Source organism: Mycobacterium sp. (assembly GCF_035570115.1).
GTDB lineage: Bacteria > Actinomycetota > Actinomycetes > Mycobacteriales > Mycobacteriaceae > Mycobacterium.
This window is the reverse complement of sequence record NZ_DATMLH010000102.1, coordinates 1-16,208: the sequence shown is the minus strand read 5'-3', so window position 1 is coordinate 16,208 and position 16,208 is coordinate 1. Positions and strand designations below refer to the sequence as shown.

The window sequence follows — 16,208 nt, the reverse complement described above, 5'->3', positions numbered from 1 at the left end:
TTGTCGTTAGCGAGCGTTGATCGGCGATACGTCCAGCACCAGCCAGTGGTCGCTCTGCTTGGTCAGCGCGATGCGCAGCGCCAGCACCGCGTTACCGGGCGGCTGACCCGGCGCGTTCTGAGTAGCGCGCAGGACCACCGCCACGGCGGCCGCAGCCGGCCCGATCGCCTCGAGACCGGCTTCCAGCGTCGAAGCGGACGCGGTGACGTTCCGGTGCGCCAAATCCGCTGTGGCTTTGCCGAAATTGTCCTTGAACGCGGTCGCCTGTTCCGGCACCATCATGGCCGCAGCCCGGTCGATCGACGCCGTCGGTTCTTGCGGCGAGAAGGTGGCCGTCGCCTCTGCCATCCCGGTCGCTATCCGCACCACCTCTGCCGAATCGGCCTTCAGCCGGCGGTCCGGCAACGTCCAATGGGTGTAACCGGTCAGCACCGCCGACACCACCGCCACCGCGCACAGCGCGACTACGGCCAGCCGCAGAGCGGGCGCGTCGTCGTCGGTGCCGATGGTCACCGAATCCCGGCGCAGCAGCCAGACATTCACCATCACGCCTTCGGCGATCAGCAACACCAGCACCGAGCATGCCGACACCCACCACCGCGGCCAGCCCAGGACGACCCCGATCGCCAGCAGCGCACAGATCGCGGCCAAGGGTGCGGCGATGTCGAACGCCAGCACCCGCCAGGTGTTCCTCATCGAATCGACTCGAGCCGCGAGATCATCAGCTTGCCGTCCACGTCGGAGACCCCCAACCGCAGGTTCCAGTGCACGGTCTGCGGCTTGCCACCCGCGTTCTCGCTGACCGACGTGGCGACCACCATGACCATGTCGGTGCGACCGGCGACCGAGGCCGGCAGTTGCTCCGGCGGAGGCCGACCGCTGCCCGGCTGGAGGTCCAGATCGTGGTGCACGGCTTCCAATGCCACTCCCTCGACCTGACCGTGGGTGGTCGATTGCAGCCGCTGCACCACCTGCTGGTAGGGCTGCATGGCGGAGTCGAAATCGGCGTTCAATTCGCCGACGGTCCCATCGTGCAGTCGCTGCAGGCTGGCCGTGACGTTGCCGGTGTTCATGTTGATCAGCACGCCGGTCCAGTCGACGGCGGCCTGCATGACTCGGCTCTGGTAGCCGCGTTCGTCGACGTCATTGCGGTGCGCCACCCAGACGGCCCCACCCAGCGCGATCGCCGCCACGGAAACCAGCCCCAACGCCGCTGAGGCCACGCCGTAGCCGGAGATGGCCGGCCCGTCGAACTCGTCGGGCGCCGCTCCGTCATCGCCGTCGTCGGCCGCTGGTTCCGTCGGGTCGGCGTCGGGCATGGCCGTGAGGGTACCTGGCGCGGCGATAGGGAAGGATGGTGGCGTGACGGTAGAAGCTATCCGCTCGGGCATCGACCTGAGCAATGTCGACGCTGGTGCCCGCCCCCAAGACGACCTGTTCGGCCATGTCAACGGCCGCTGGTTGGCCGACTATGCGATCCCGGCCGACCGCGCCACCGACGGCGCCTTCCGCTCGTTGTTCGACCGGGCAGAGGTCCAGGTGCGCGACCTGATCACCGAAGTCAGCGAGAACGCTGCGTCTTCTGAGGCGGCCGGCACCGACGAGCAACGCATCGGCGACCTGTACGCCAGCTTCCTGGACGAGGAGACGGTCGAACAGCGGGGTGTGCAGCCGCTGCTCGACGAGTTGGCGGCGATCGACGGCGCCGCCAACGCTGACGTGCTGGCGACCGTTGTCGGCGCCCTGCAACGTACCGGCGTGGGCGGTGGGGTCGGTGTGTACGTCGACACCGACTCCAAGAACTCCAGCCGCTACCTGGTGCACGTCAGCCAGTCGGGGCTGGGACTGCCCGACGAGTCCTACTATCGCGACGAGCAGCACGCCGAGCTGCTGGCCGCCTACCCGGATCACATCGCCCGGATGTTCGCGCTCGTCTACGGCGGCACGCCCGACGATCATCGCCAGACCGCGGCACGAATCGTGGCGTTGGAGACCAAACTGGCTGCCGCGCACTGGGATGTGGTCAAACGCCGCGATGCCGACCTGACCTACAACTTGCGCACCTTCGCCGATCTGCAGGCCGACGCAGCGGGTTTCGACTGGCCCGGCTGGGTGGACGCGCTGGGCGGCACGCCCGATGGAGTCGCCGAACTTGTGGTGCGCCAACCGGATTACGTGACCACCTTCGCCGAGCTTTGGCGCAGCGAGGATCTCGACAACTGGAAGAGCTGGGCACGCTGGCGCCTTATCCATGCCCGCGCCGGATTGCTCACCGATGCGCTGGTCGCCGAGGACTTCGCGTTCTATGGCCGCAAGCTCACCGGCACCGAGCAGATCCGCGAGCGCTGGAAGCGCGGCGTCGGGCTGGTGGAAGGCATGCTGGGCGACGCCGTCGGAAAGCTTTACGTGCAGCGCCATTTCCCGCCAGACGCCAAGGCCCGCATCGACGCGCTGGTCGCCAACCTGCGTGAGGCATATCGGGTCAGCATCAGCGACCTGGACTGGATGACCCCGGAGACCCGGCAACGTGCGCTGGTCAAACTGGACAAGTTCACCGCCAAAGTGGCCTACCCGAAGAAGTGGCGGGACTACTCGAAGCTGGTGATCGACCGTGGCGACCTCTACGGCAACTACCGGCGCGGTAACGAGGTCAACTCCGACCGGGAGATGGCCAAGCTGGGCGGGCCCGTCGACCGCGACGAGTGGTTCATGACCCCGCAGACCGTCAACGCCTACTACAACCCGGGGATGAACGAAATCGTCTTCCCCGCAGGCATTTTGCAGCCACCATTCTTCGACCCCGACGTCGACGACGCCGCCAATTACGGCGGCATCGGCGCGGTCATCGGCCACGAGATCGGGCACGGTTTCGATGACCAGGGCGCCAAATACGACGGCGACGGCAATCTGGTCGACTGGTGGACCGACGACGACCGCACCGAGTTCGGGGCACGCACCAAGGCGCTGATCGAGCAGTACGACGTCTACACGCCGCGCGGGCTGGACAACGGCCACCACGTCAACGGCGCCTTTACCGTAGGCGAGAACATTGGCGATCTGGGCGGTCTTTCCATCGCGCTGCTGGCCTACCAGCTGTCGCTCAATGGCGCGACCGCTCCGGTCGTCGACGGCCTCTCCGGCGTGCAGCGGGTGTTCTTCGGCTGGGCCCAGGTGTGGCGCACCAAATCGCGGGACGCCGAGGCGCTCCGGCGGCTGGCCGTCGACCCGCACTCGCCGCCGGAGTTCCGCTGCAACGGTGTCATCCGCAACATCGACGCCTTCTACGACGCTTTCGACGTCGCGGATAGCGACGAGCTATACCTGGACCCGCAACGCCGGGTCAGGATCTGGAACTGAGCCCGCGAGCGCTAGATCAGGGCAGAAGGCGCCAGCCTCGCCACGTTTTCCATGCCGGCAACTTTGTAGTCGGCCCCGCGGGGACCGCGTAACTTAGCCCGAGGAACATACAGGCGGGGTACAAGCCGCCGAGTAAAAGGGACGTGGTAGTCATCCCGGGCCAGAACGATCCCTGCGTCAATCCCGCGGCGAACAGCGTTCCCACAATGGCAAAGATGACAACGTGGTAGGAAGTCGTGCCAAGCCTTCGAACCGAGTACTTGATTCGGATCGCGTCTTCCGGTATTTCAGCGGAGCGCGTTTTTTGAACCCTGGCATCGGCATCGGCGAATCTCTTATCCGCCGTTTGCTCTGGAAGCGCACGACCGAAGAAACTGGCCACACCCCAGTAAGCCAATCGAGCAATAATATATCCACCGAGCAAAAGGCCGATAATGCCGCAGGTCGCCGCGACCGAAAACTTCTCGTGAACGGCTTGTCCCGTCAAAAAAAGCGCAAGCAGCGTCAATAATCCTATAGCGACGGCGATGCAAATTTCCTGGCACAGGCGCTCTGCGCGTTTGTATTTCCGGACGTCGAGTGGAGTGCGGGACTCCAAGACGGCAGGGGTAGGACCAGTGTGTGAAGCAACATTCTCCCGCGTGGTATCAAGCGGGGTATACCTAATGCATGAAGCAACATTTTCCCACCTGGCGGCACGCGTGCGCGAGATAACAAGATAGGCAGAACGGACGACGACGTAAAGACCGAAAAGGAACACAAAGAACATCTCATACCATTTGATCTGAAGGAATTCAAAAGACGGGTAAAACGTTTTGCCCCACCAATCCTTGCCGGTGGTGGCTTTAAGGTAGACAATTGAGGCGGCAATTAGCCAACATGTCATCGCTGTGGTACCGCCGAGCGAGAGGCATCCGCTCAAACTGATGAAGAATCTGCGGGTTTCCTCGACCCTTTTCATTGGACGGTTCAATTCGAGTTGCTTCACCGCCAGGTTGTCGCTGTAACTTACGAGCGCCCATCCTAATCCACATAAGAGGACGGCAGCGCCGATCAATAGCAGCGCGAATGCCGGAAGCCATTGGCCCCACATTTGGCTACAATATCCCGAGACAGGTTGCGAGCCCGCCAATACGGTAAAGAGATAGCTGGATAGCGTGAGGGCCGGCACCCCAGAAGCGAACAACGCGAACGTGTCGGGACCGGAACGGTCATTCCATTGCGTCAGTAGCGCCGTCGCGGCGACGATCAGAAAGCCCGCTAACACTCCGGCTAGTGTCGAATCGGCACTCGCACCCGCCATAATGCTCCAGCCCACGTTGACGCTGCATGGGTCATCGGCCATGACGGATTCTTAGCAGCAAAATAAAGGCGCGGTACGAAAACTGCACATTTATTGCCGCGGGCATCTTTCCCGCGTCGATTTCGCCGTCTCGACTTGTTTAAAGCTGCCAGTCGTTAGAGCCGTCGTTCTTCGAGTAGGTCCCGACGGAGTTCTTCACGATAATCGGATCGCCGGTGCCGAAGTTGGTAAAGAACCACTTCGCGTTGGACGGGCTGATGTTGATGCAGCCGTGGCTGACGTCGCGCTTGCCCTGGTCGGCCACCGACCACGGCGCGCTGTGCACGTAGTCGCCACTGTTGTCGAACTGCACGGCGTCCTCGACGTTGACCTTGTAGCCCCAGCTCGAGTTGACCGGCACACCGTAGGTGGATGAATCCATCACCACCTTGGCTTTCTTGTCGAGCACGTAGTAGGTGCCGTTGGGCGTCTGGTGACCGCCCGCCGCCATACCCATCGACATCGGGAAGGTCTGTTCCACCGTCCCGTTGCGCGTGACGGTCAACGTGTGGGTCGCGTCGTCGGCGGTGGCCACCAGCGAATCGCCGGTGACAAAGTTCTCCTGAGTGCCCGCCGCGTCGACGTGCACCGCGGTGTGCGCGGGCCAGAAGCTGAGCGGACGCCAGCGCACCTGGCTGGGGGTCAGCCAATAGAACTTGCCGGACACCGGCGGGGTCGACGAAATATGGATCGCCTGTTGGGCCATCGGCTGGTCGGCGATCGGCCGCGCGAAGTTGATGATGATCGGCTCGCCAACCCCGACCGTTGAGCCGCTGACCGGATTGAAGGTCGGGGGCACGAACGGCGGCGCGCCGGTGAACGGCGCGGGGTTCTGCCCCACAACAGGACCCGCCGGAGCGGCGGCCGGTGTGGCCGCGGGCGGCGCCAACGGGTCGCCCGCCGGTGGCGGAGGTGCAGCAACCCCCGGCAGTGGCGGCGGCGGCGCCGCGAGCGGGTCAGCGGGGGGTGGCGGTGCCGCGGCCGGGTCGACCGGAGGCGGTGGGGCGTCCGCACCGGGCGCGGGCGGTGGCGCCGGCTCCGGGTCAGCCAGGGCCAAGCCGCTCGCCAAGGTCAGCACAGCGGTCATTCCCGCTGCGCTCAACACAGCGACGAGCGGACCCTTGGTCCATCGCGACATAGTTATCCCTCCAGTCACGTTCTCACCCCAGTATGCATAGCGGTTACACCGGCTTCTGCTTCGGCAATCTCGATGCAGCCGGGATGCTGGCCCGTTCTGAGCCGTTGACCTGCGGTGTTGTCGATCGTTGAGAAGAATTCTACCGGTAGCCGGTGGCGGGGACGTCAAACAGCTGCCGCTCGGCGGTCATCCCGGCTGCTCCGGCGCCGATCAGCACCGCTGACGCGATCAACATCGCCAGCACACTGCGTTCGTAAAGCAGCCCGCCGGCGAAGGATCCGGCCATGATTCCGATCTGGAACGCCGCCATGTACAGCCCGGACGCGCCGTCCGGGTCGTCCGCTCCGGCGCGCATCGCCGCAGCTTGCAGCATCGGCGATACCGCGTTAGCGGTGGCACCCCAGAACGCGATCGCGGCGATCCCGATCACAATGCTCGCCGGGGTGGGCGAACCATGGAACACCAGCGCGATCAGTACCAAGAAGGTCACCCACAGCGCTGCCATGCAGCTCATCACCGCCGCCCTGGGCCGATGGTCCGACGGCCCGGCCACCAACGGCATCGCCAACAGGCCCGCGACGCCGTAGGTAGCCAGCAACCAGGCCAGAGCCGGTCCTCGCACCCCGACGACGTCATGGATGATCACCGCGATGAAGGTGTAGGAGATGTAGTGCCCGGTGACCGCGACCATGGTGAGCAAGCTCACGACGACCAGCCGCCTGTTGCGGTGATGTCCGGCCCCACGGCCGACGCGGGCCAGCTGCTCCTCGGTCAACGTCAGCACCGGCAGCACGACCCAGGCGGCTAAGGTGACCACGGCGGCCACCACGGCCACCGATGCGACGGCAACCCGCCAGCCCCACAGCAAGCTCATTGCCGCCGTGGCGGGGCTGCCCACCACCACCGCCAAGCTGATACCCACGTAGACGACCGTTGTCGCGCGTCCGGAGTGGCTGGCCGGGACCAGTCGGGTGGCGATCGGCGCGATGACCGACAACATCAGGCCGTGCGTGATCGCCGAGAGCACCCGGCCACCGGCCAGGACCACGAAGTTTGGCGCCACCGCCGAGATGAGCTGGGAGGCGGTCAGGCACGCCAACGAAAGCAGCAGCGCCCGGCGCCGCGGCCACTGCGCCGTCCAACGGACCAGCGGAATCGTGGTGACGGCCGCCACCAGGGCATACCAGGCCAGCAACGTACCGACCATGGGAACGCTGACGTGCAGGCCTCGCGCGATCGCAGGCAATGCGCCTACCGGCAGAATTTCGGCGGTGACATAGATGAAGGCCGCCGCGGCCAGTACCGCCAACTGCACCAATATCCGGGGCGTCCACGGTCCGCCCGATGCGGGTTGGGCTTCGCTCCCGGGGTCCGGTGGCAGCGGGTCATTCCACCAGCGGCGCGATCGCGCTGCTCCGTCGGCACGGGCTGGCCCCACGGCCCCTACTCAACCATGCAATGCGCGTATCGCGTTAGCCATCAGGACCGGACGAGTCGCGCGATCGCGGCGGAGGCTTCGGCGAGCTTCTCCTCCGCCTCGGTTCCGCCTTCGGCGACCGCACGGCTGACGCAGTGTCCGAGGTGCTCGTCGAGCAGGTTGAGCGCCACCGACCGCAGTGCGTTGTTGGCGGCGCTGATCTGGGTGAGGACGTCGATGCAGTATTTGTCGTCTTCGATCATCTTGGCGATACCACGCACCTGGCCCTCGATCCGCCGCAGTCGTTTGGCGTAGTTGTCCTTTTGCGAGGAGTATCCGCGTGCGGGTGTCATCTACCCTCCAGCATTCTGGTCTTCTGATCGATCTCGGATTGCCGCGCCGCGACGATGTTGTGGGTCTTCGTGACGGCGCGGGTGTTAGCACCATTGTCAACGCCGAGTTGAGCCATCGCCAACGCGCCCCCGGTCAATCGGCTTCCTGTCAGCATCTTTTATACCCCACTGGGGTATAAAAATGATTTTGGGCCGACATGGCAATACGCGCATACTTGGGCTGTGCCCCAAACCGAGCCTCAGATCATGACCCACACCAACGATCCGTCGCCCGCCGTCGACATCAAGCCCCGCAGCCGTGAGGTCACCGACGGCCTGGAGAAGGCCGCCGCGCGTGGCATGTTGCGGGCGGTCGGCATGGATGACGACGACTTCGCCAAGCCGCAGATCGGAGTGGCGTCGTCGTGGAATGAGATCACGCCCTGCAACCTGTCGTTGGACCGACTGGCGAAGGCGGCTAAGGACGGGGTGTTCGCCGCGGGCGGCTATCCGCTCGAGTTCTGCACGATTTCGGTGTCCGACGGCATCTCGATGGGCCACGAGGGCATGCACTTTTCACTACCGTCTCGCGAACTCATCGCCGACAGCGTCGAGACCGTGATGCAGGCCGAGCGCCTGGATGGCTCGGTGCTGCTGGCCGGGTGTGACAAATCGCTGCCGGGGATGTTGATGGCCGCGGCGAGACTGGATCTGGCGGCGGTGTTCCTCTACGCGGGCACGATTCTGCCGGGTCGCGCCAAGCTGTCCGACGGCAGCGAGCGCGAGGTCACCATCATCGACGCGTTCGAAGCGGTCGGCGCTTGCGCGCGCGGTTTGATGCCGCGGGAGGACGTCGACGCCATCGAGCGGGCGATCTGCCCGGGCGAGGGGGCGTGTGGCGGCATGTACACCGCCAACACCATGGCCTGTGCCGCCGAGGCGCTGGGCATGTCGCTGCCCGGCAGCGCGTCGCCGCCGGCGACCGACCGCCGCCGCGACGGATTCGCGCGCCACAGCGGAGAAGCCGTCGTCGAATTGCTGCGACGCGGCATCACCGCCCGCGACATCCTCACCAAAGAGGCTTTCGAGAACGCGATCGCGGTGGTGATGGCGTTCGGCGGGTCGACCAACGCGGTGCTGCATCTGCTGGCGATCGCCTATGAGGCCAACGTCAAGCTGGCGCTGGAGGACTTCAGCCGGATCGGCGCACGCGTGCCGCATCTTGCCAACGTCAAGCCATTCGGCCAACACGTCATGTCCGACGTCGATCACATCGGCGGCGTGCCGGTGGTGATGAAAGCCCTGCTGGATGCCGGCCTGCTGCACGGCGACTGCTTGACGGTGGCCGGGCGGACGGTCGCGGAAAACCTCGCGCACATCGCCCCGCCGGATCCCGACGGCAAGGTGCTGCGCGCTCTCGACCATCCGATCCACCCCACCGGGGGAATCACCATCCTGCACGGGTCGCTGGCGCCGGAGGGCGCGGTGGTCAAGACGGCCGGTTTCGACGACGATGTGTTCGAAGGCACTGCAAGGGTTTTCGACCGCGAGCGGGCCGCATTGGACGCATTGGCCGACGGCACCATCACGCACGGTGACGCGGTGGTGATCCGCTACGAAGGCCCCAAGGGCGGTCCAGGGATGCGTGAAATGCTCGCCATCACCGGCGCCATCAAGGGCGCCGGCCTGGGTAAGGACGTGCTGCTGTTGACCGACGGCCGGTTCTCCGGCGGCACCACCGGCCTGTGCGTGGGGCACGTCGCGCCGGAGGCAGCCGATGGTGGACCGATCGCGTTCGTGCGTGACGGCGACCGAATCCGGCTCGACGTCGCCAAAAGTGCCTTGGACGTGCTGGTGGACCCCGACGAGTTGGCTTCCCGGCGTGAGGGTTTCACTCCGCTGCCACCGCGCTACACCAGCGGTGTACTGGCCAAGTACGTCAAGCTGGTGGGTTCGGCCGCCATCGGAGCGGTCTGCGGTTAGATTAGAGCAGCAAACGCCTCTCCCGGCCGGCATCCTGCGGCCGAGTCAGTGAATTGTGCGCCCGCGTCAGGCTGATGTTGAGCTACGCGCGCGCATACCGAAGTACATCGCGTTCAAGCCCAGCACCGTCAGCACCGCACCCGCGATCACATTCGACCAGATCATGGCGCCGTGCGGCGAGACGTGGTGAAGCACCCAGGGCGAGACGATGAACCACACTCCGAAGACCGGCAGCGTCCATGTCATGCCGTGGCTGCGATCTAACGCCATCGCGAACGTAAACGCTAGCGCCACGCAGACGATTCCGACGATGAAATCATTGACAGCAAGCGATCTCGTCCCGTCGAATCCGACGATCCATGGCGACACAGCCGCATAAACCGCCGTCAGCAGTGTGAGGCCGAATGTGCCGTGCGCGGTCATCGACTCTGCAGCGCGCTCGTAGCGCTCACGTAGAGCCAATAGATCCGGGTGGTGATCGATTGATGAATGGACCGTACTCATTTTGTGACCTTTCTGTTATGCAGCAAGCCTTTTGGGCCCGCTGCAAACCATCGATCTTCTGCAAGATTACGCTCGTCAGTGGCACGCCAGCAACGGAAATTGGCCGTCATCGCGACCGTCGAATTCCGGGCGTGTGAGCCGAGCTGATCTCGGTCAAGCGGGCCGTTAAAGACCCGCCGCTAGCAACCTCCGCTTACTTCACCAGCGCCAGCGCGAAGCCGTCCCAGTGCTTCACCCCGACCGTCTGGAGCACCGCGGTGTCAAGCGCCGGGTGTTCACCCATGAGCTCCAGCGTCCGCCGCGTGGCCCGGGCAGCGGCGTCGGGATCCGGTGACAAGATGGTGCCATCGCGAATGACGTTGTCCACCACGATGACTGAGCCAGGGCGGGTTAGCCGGACAGCCCATTCCAGGTAGCCGGCGTTGTTTTCCTTGTCGGCATCGATGAATACCAGGTCGAAAGGGCCTTGCGTCACGGTGGGAAGTGTCTCCAGCGCGGGGCCGACCACCACTTCGACCCGGTCACCGACACCGGCGCGGTCGATGTTGGCCCGCGCCACCTCGGCGTGTTTGGGCTCGTATTCCAGCGTGATCACCCGGCCGTCGGGACCGGCGCCCCGGGCCAGCCAAATTGTGCTGAAGCCGCCGAGTGTGCCGATCTCCAGAATGCGCCGAGCTTTGGTCGCACCGGCCAAAAGGCTCAGGAACTTACCTTGTTGGGTCGACACCGCGATTTGCGGCAATCCCGCCGCATCGCTGGCCTCGCGCGCTGCGGACAATGCGGGATCGTCACCGACCACGGTGGTGTCCAAAAATTCGTCAACGTCGGCGGGGCTCGGATTCTGAGTCATGAGCCAAAGCTAGCCCGCCGCCTTCGTCGACCGCCACCGGATAAAAGTGTCGTGGTCTATACCCCTGGGGGGTATGCTACCTTTGTGGGTGTCCACTGGATCCCTTTCCTCAGGGATCTCGAGATAGATAAGGCGGAGTAGATGGCAAACGAGGCAGGAACACTACTGACCTGTTCCCACGAAGGCTGTGGCTGTCGGGTTCGCATTGAGGTCGAATGCCACTGCGCGGGCGCGGACCAGCCGTACCGGTGCACCTGTGGCGACGAGATGGTCGCCGTCTAGCGGTTGGTCGCTCGCGCTGGCCGGTCAGCGCCCGAAGATGCGGCCGGCCAGCTCGACCTCGGCAGTCAGCTCGAGGTCCACCGCCGAGGCCCCCACCGCCACCGTGTGAGTGCCCTCGGCGATCCGCCAGCCCCCCGCAACCCCGTCATAACGGGCGAGCAGCCGCGGATCCGCCTCGATGGTCACCACCCGAGAATCGCCCGGCTCCAGCTCCACCCGCTCGAATCCGAGCAATCGCAGCCGCCGCTCGCCGGGAGCCGCGGTCAGGTATAGCTGTGGGACGTCGACGCCGCCGCGATCGCCGGTGTTGACCACGGTGAAGCTGGCGGTGAGGGTGCCGCTGCCGGCCACAGTCAGGTCACGGTGTTCAAAGTTGGTGTAGGACAAGCCGTGACCGAACGCGAACATCGGGATGTGGCCCCGTTTGGCGAACCCCCGATAGCCGACCTCGGCGCCTTCGGTGTAGTGGATCGTTGTCGGAGAACCCCACGGGACATCGACAACCGGCAGCTCGGGACGGGGCGTCTGGCCGAGATCGATCGGAAAGGTGACGGGCAACCGGCCGGACGGGTTGACCCGACCAGCGATGACCTCCGCGATCGCTTGACCGCCGGCCTGACCCGGATACCACGCCTGGACGATCGCTTCGACCGCGTCCCGCCACGGCATCGCAACCGGGTTGCCGGTTTCCAGCACCACAACGGTGTTCGGATTGGCATTTGCGACCGCGGCAATCACCGCGTCCTGATCCCAGGGCAGCGACAGGTCGGCGCTGTCGAAGCCCTCTCCTTCCACCTTGACCGCGAACACGATCGCAACATCCGCGCGGCGCGCCGCCCCCGCCGCCTCGGCCGAGCTGACACCGGGGTCGAATTCAATCTGCGCGTTGGGAAACTGCTTGTTCAGTTCGGCCACCGGCGACGACGGCAACAGGTAGAGGTTGCGCAGACCACCGGGCGAGCCGATCGGTAACACCGCGGCATAGCCACCGGGCGGAACCACGGTGCTCGACCCGCATCCGGCCGGCACACCGATCTGAGCGCAGCCGCCGATCACCGCAATGCGTCGGGTCGTAGACGAAACCGGAAGCACACCAGTGTTTTTCAACAGTACGATGCCCTGCCGCGCAATCTGCAATGCAATCCGGCGGTGCGCGGCCATGTCGGGCGCTGGCATGCGGTCCCATCGGTCGGCGCCGACGGCGAATATAGACCGCAGGATTCGGCACACCATGTCCGACAAACGCTCGCCAGACAGTTTGCCTTCGGCGAAGGCAACCCTCAGCCGGTCGGTGAACGCCTCACCCTGCCAGAGCAGAGCGTCGATCTGCGCACCGGATTCCTGGTCGAGGCCCCGGACCGCGAATTCCCAGCTCGGCGTCGCACCCCAGTCGGACATTACCCAACCGCGATATCCCCAAGCCACCTTCAGCACATCGTTGATCAGCACATCGTTTCCGCCTGCGTACTGACTGTTGACCTGGTTGTAGGCGGTCATCACCGCTCCCGGCGCAGCCCGCTCGATGGCGATTTCGAATGCCAGCAGGTCGGATTCCCGGTGCTCGGCGGGATCGATGACGGCGTTCAGCCAATGCCGGTTGGTTTCATTACAGTTCAGCGAATAGTGCTTGAGCGTCGAGATTACGCCTTGCTGCTGGATTCCGTTGACCGACTCCGCTGCGATGGTAGCGCTCAAAAGCGGGTCTTCCGAGAGGTATTCGAAGTTGCGGCCACCACGCGGATCGCGGACCAGGTTGATTCCGCCGGCAAGCATCACGTTGAACCCGCGGCTGCGCGCCTCTCGCCCCACCGCCTCGCCCGAAGCGCGGGCCAGCGCAGGGTCGAAGCCGGCGGCGAGCGCCAGACCGGCGGGCAGGGCGGTCGCGGTGTCACCCGGCCGGTAGCCGGGATTGGTGACCCCAAGGCTGGCGTCGCTCATCAGCAGGGCGGGCACGCCGAGGTGGGGAACACCGGGAACATAACCGGCGCTGGCGGGGAGCTCCGGCGGTATGCGCGCATCCCGCACCGGCAACAGATCGCTGGCACCCATCACGCTGACCAGCAACGAGAATCGCTCATCGTCGGTCATCTGCGACTCGACCTCGCGTGCACGGACGTCGGCGTCGGTATCGACGGGGAGCGCGGCGCCTGCATCGCTCACCTTGCCAACGCTAGCCCCGATCGGTCGCGCTGCCCACGTGTCTGGCTACCGCACACCCTCTTTGGCGTACACCACCCGCAGGACATGCCCGAGTTCTGGACCCATGACCAGCTCGGCCAGCGTGCACAGCGTCGCGACGTACTGCGATCCGTGCGCCGGTTGCGTATCACACAGGTGATGCGCGATCTCGTGCAGCACCACCAGCTCACGCATCGCCCAGTCCGCAGTATCGAGATCAGGAACCGCGATAACGCCCGTCCCGTCCCGGTTTTCGTAGTGAGCCGCCGTGGCGGCTCGCCGTGACCGCACCGTCAGCGGAGCTACCTTCGGCCACTGTCGTCGTACCGACGGCAACGCCAGCACATCGTTGACGTAACGCTGCACCGCCGGGACCGACCCGAACCGCGCCTCCGGCGGCAGCGTCAACTGCGCGCCGAAGAAATCCACGCTGCGTGAGCCGTGTTCGGCGGCACGGTCGAACAGTGTCCGGACGAATTGCTCAGCGGCATAGACCTTCGAGCGCTGCCAATCCCGCCCAGCCGATTCCCCTGCCTTCACCGCCCCAGCGCGGTCCGCGCCCCCGAGAGCTCTGGACCGGTTCCCAACCGCGCCCGCTTGCCGGCCCGGTCTCCCGCCCGCCGCGCTGCCGACGAATACCCCGCAGAAGCCCGGCTGACCTGCCAAGTGCCTCGCGCCTTGGACGCGCTGCGGTAGTGATCGCGAAGTTCGAGCTCCTTGTCCCGCAACGCGATCGCAGTTCCCGGCGGGCGACGACGATCCTTCTTCGCTTCGCGCTGGGTCTGGTCGCGGGCTTCGACCAACCGCTGCCCGATCCGGGCGCCGAACGCCAGCTGAAAATTCAACCGAGCGGTAATCGTCGGGGTCGGCCGGTGCGCACCCGAAGAGATGTAGCCATCCGACGCGCGCACCATCTGGACTACCAGGCTGGCGTACAGGGCGTGTGTGGCGTCGATGTCTTCGGCAAACCCGTAGGCGTACACGAACGTCGAGTTGGATGCCACGTCGCAGCGCACGTCGTTGGCCGACGCGATGACCACGAATAGCTGCACATACGTCCGCAATCCCCTGGTGCCGGCCGCGCCGATGGTGACGGTGCGCTGGACTGGCGTCTGCGCGGGCGTGCGCTTGTCCGAATGCGACCGCGCCACAGCCAAGTCGATCGACGTCGCCGTGGCCAGCCGCTGCGCGGCTGCCATGAACGCCTCCGCCTCATGGGCGTTGTCGGTGCCTTCGGCCTGACGCAACAGGGCGGCGATACGCGCCAGCATCTTGTCGTCGCTCATAACACCAAAGTAAAGGAACCCTACGACTTTCCGGTGCGGCGCCTCACAGTCTGGCGTTGATCCACGATACGACATCATCGAGCACCTGATCACGCTCCGGCTCGTTGAACACCTCGTGATACAGGCCCGGATAGACCTTGAGCTCGACGTCGGAACTGCCCACGGCCTCGACCAGCTGGCGGCTGCCGTCGACGGGGATCAGCCGGTCGTCGGATCCGTGCACGACCAACAGTGGTGCGGTCAACGCGGCGGCCCGTTGCGGCATCGTCTCACCGACCGTCAGCAGCGCGCGAGCGATGCCGGCGGGAACCTTGCCGTGATGCACCAGCGGGTCGGTGTTGTAGGCGTTCACCACCGCCGGGTCGCGGGATACCGCACTTGCGTCGAGCTCCTCCAACGGCAAGCCCGGCACGATCGCGCCGAGCGTTTTGGCCACCAGCACCAGCAGCGGCGATACGGCGGACTGGGCCGCCACCGCCGGTCCGGACAGCACCATCAGGTCGTAGTCGTCAGGGTGTTCGACGCCGTAGGCGAACACGATCCCGCCGCCCATGCTGTGGCCGAGCACGATGCGCATGCACTCCGGATGTTCTTTGGTGGCGATACCGGCCAAGGTGTCGAAGTCGCCGGTGTACTCGGAGATGTTTTTGACCAGCACGCGTTTGCCGCCCGAGCGGCCATGTCCGCGGTGGTCGAGCGCGTAGGTCACCAGCCCGTCTTGGCCGAACCGCTCGGCGACGTGATCGTATCGGCGGGCGTGCTCCCCCAGCCCGTGCGAAAGGACGATCACCGCACGCGGTGTGACGTCGGGGGTCCAGACGTCGTAGACGATGCGCACGCCGCCGACGCCGTCGAAGGTGTGTTCGGTACGGGTGGTTGTCATCAGGGGCAGCGTAGACCCAATCGCCCGGCGCGGTGGGGCGCGCGTCAGCGATTTCCAGGCAGCCGCGGCGCTCGCGGAGCATCATTAGCTCACCCATGCCAGCGGTGCCCCTGGCACATATCCGTCAGATAAGGACTCGCACTGTGACTGCCTAGACCGTCGTCGACGACCTCGCGGACATCATCTCTTCTACTTGCGAATGTGAGGGATTATCCTTCCGCAATGGCGTCGAGCGTGTCGGGCAAGGTCGCATTCGTTACCGGCGGGGCGTCCGGCATCGGCGCCGCGTTATCCACCAAATTAGTCGACGACGGCGCCGAGGTCTGGATCGCCGATCGTCAGATCGGCGCGGCGCAGGAGTTGGCGCAACGCCTCAACAATGGTGCCGGAAAGGCGCACGCGATCGAACTCGATGTGCGCAGCTACCCATCGTTTGAGCGCGCCGTCGCCGAGGTGATGCAGCAATCCGGGCGGATCGACTACCTGTTCAACAACGCCGGCATCGGGGTTAGCGGTGAAGTCGACTCCTACACGCTCGATGACTGGAACGATGTCTTCGACGTGAACCTGCGCGGTGTGGTGCACGGTATCCAGGCGGTCTATCCGATCATGATCGGGCAGCACTCCGGGCACATCGTGAACACGGCCTCAATCTA

General features: G+C 65.3%; 16 protein-coding genes. 4 read left to right on the top strand and 12 right to left on the bottom strand.

Going from position 1 to position 16,208, the window contains the following annotated elements; translation table 11 throughout:
- Positions 1 to 6: 6 nt before the first annotated feature.
- On the bottom strand, positions 7 to 696 hold the full coding sequence (locus VNW74_RS09050; RefSeq protein WP_325676262.1) for a hypothetical protein: 690 nt from the start codon (positions 694 to 696) through the stop codon (positions 7 to 9).
- Positions 693 to 1,319, bottom strand: a complete 627-nt coding sequence (locus VNW74_RS09045; RefSeq protein WP_325676261.1) for a hypothetical protein — start codon at positions 1,317 to 1,319, stop codon at positions 693 to 695. Before VNW74_RS09045 ends, VNW74_RS09050 begins: the two co-directional genes overlap by 4 nt.
- Before the next feature lie 43 nt (positions 1,320 to 1,362).
- On the opposite strand from VNW74_RS09045, the gene VNW74_RS09040 reads away from it, so the two are divergent.
- Complete coding sequence (locus VNW74_RS09040) at positions 1,363 to 3,357, top strand: M13 family metallopeptidase (protein ID WP_325676260.1); 1,995 nt, start codon at positions 1,363 to 1,365, stop codon at positions 3,355 to 3,357.
- Between the two features lie 16 nt (positions 3,358 to 3,373).
- Here the strand turns inward: VNW74_RS09040 and VNW74_RS09035 are convergent, their stop codons facing one another.
- The 4 genes from VNW74_RS09035 to VNW74_RS09020 all read right to left on the bottom strand — a co-directional run bounded on the left by VNW74_RS09035 (position 3,374) and on the right by VNW74_RS09020 (position 7,607).
- Entirely contained in the window at positions 3,374 to 4,702 is a 1,329-nt protein-coding gene (locus VNW74_RS09035; RefSeq protein ID WP_325676259.1) for a hypothetical protein, read from the bottom strand.
- A 97-nt stretch (positions 4,703 to 4,799) separates the two neighbouring features.
- On the bottom strand, positions 4,800 to 5,837 hold the full coding sequence (locus VNW74_RS09030) for a L,D-transpeptidase (RefSeq protein WP_325676258.1): 1,038 nt from the start codon (positions 5,835 to 5,837) through the stop codon (positions 4,800 to 4,802).
- Positions 5,838 to 5,976: 139 nt separating this feature from the next.
- On the bottom strand, positions 5,977 to 7,218 hold the full coding sequence (locus tag VNW74_RS09025; RefSeq protein ID WP_325676290.1) for an MFS transporter: 1,242 nt from the start codon (positions 7,216 to 7,218) through the stop codon (positions 5,977 to 5,979).
- A gap of 98 nt (positions 7,219 to 7,316) precedes the next feature.
- Positions 7,317 to 7,607 (bottom strand): metal-sensitive transcriptional regulator, encoded by a 291-nt coding sequence (locus VNW74_RS09020; RefSeq protein WP_325676257.1) that lies wholly within the window; start codon positions 7,605 to 7,607, stop codon positions 7,317 to 7,319.
- 246 nt (positions 7,608 to 7,853) lie between these two features.
- Here VNW74_RS09020 and ilvD point away from each other — a divergent pair, with 246 nt between their 5' ends.
- Positions 7,854 to 9,569 carry a dihydroxy-acid dehydratase gene (gene ilvD / locus VNW74_RS09015; protein WP_325676256.1) on the top strand — a complete coding sequence of 572 codons (1,716 nt, stop codon included), beginning with the start codon at positions 7,854 to 7,856 and terminating at the stop codon, positions 9,567 to 9,569.
- Between the two features lie 66 nt (positions 9,570 to 9,635).
- On the opposite strand, the gene VNW74_RS09010 is transcribed toward ilvD, so the two are convergent.
- Positions 9,636 to 10,073: an SPW repeat protein gene (locus tag VNW74_RS09010; protein ID WP_325676255.1), complete on the bottom strand. Its 438-nt coding sequence runs from the start codon at positions 10,071 to 10,073 to the stop codon at positions 9,636 to 9,638.
- 193 nt (positions 10,074 to 10,266) lie between these two features.
- Positions 10,267 to 10,923: an O-methyltransferase gene (locus tag VNW74_RS09005; RefSeq protein ID WP_325676254.1), complete on the bottom strand. Its 657-nt coding sequence runs from the start codon at positions 10,921 to 10,923 to the stop codon at positions 10,267 to 10,269.
- 141 nt (positions 10,924 to 11,064) lie between these two features.
- Here VNW74_RS09005 and VNW74_RS09000 point away from each other — a divergent pair, with 141 nt between their 5' ends.
- Complete coding sequence (locus VNW74_RS09000) at positions 11,065 to 11,205, top strand: metallothionein (RefSeq protein WP_325676253.1); 141 nt, start codon at positions 11,065 to 11,067, stop codon at positions 11,203 to 11,205.
- Between the two features lie 24 nt (positions 11,206 to 11,229).
- On the opposite strand, the gene VNW74_RS08995 is transcribed toward VNW74_RS09000, so the two are convergent.
- The 4 genes from VNW74_RS08995 to VNW74_RS08980 form a co-directional block, all read right to left on the bottom strand.
- Positions 11,230 to 13,293: a beta-glucosidase gene (locus VNW74_RS08995; protein WP_325676289.1), complete on the bottom strand. Its 2,064-nt coding sequence runs from the start codon at positions 13,291 to 13,293 to the stop codon at positions 11,230 to 11,232.
- A gap of 117 nt (positions 13,294 to 13,410) precedes the next feature.
- The gene (locus VNW74_RS08990; RefSeq protein WP_325676252.1) at positions 13,411 to 13,923 is read right to left on the bottom strand and encodes a TIGR04338 family metallohydrolase; all 513 of its coding nucleotides are present in this window, start codon (positions 13,921 to 13,923) and stop codon (positions 13,411 to 13,413) included.
- Complete coding sequence (locus tag VNW74_RS08985) at positions 13,920 to 14,669, bottom strand: DUF2786 domain-containing protein (protein WP_325676251.1); 750 nt, start codon at positions 14,667 to 14,669, stop codon at positions 13,920 to 13,922. Before VNW74_RS08985 ends, VNW74_RS08990 begins: the two co-directional genes overlap by 4 nt.
- Positions 14,670 to 14,712: 43 nt before the next feature.
- Positions 14,713 to 15,552: a lysophospholipase gene (locus VNW74_RS08980; protein ID WP_325676250.1), complete on the bottom strand. Its 840-nt coding sequence runs from the start codon at positions 15,550 to 15,552 to the stop codon at positions 14,713 to 14,715.
- A gap of 222 nt (positions 15,553 to 15,774) precedes the next feature.
- Here VNW74_RS08980 and VNW74_RS08975 point away from each other — a divergent pair.
- Positions 15,775 to 16,208: SDR family oxidoreductase (locus tag VNW74_RS08975; protein ID WP_325676249.1), on the top strand; the 434-nt coding region annotated here is incomplete at its 3' end.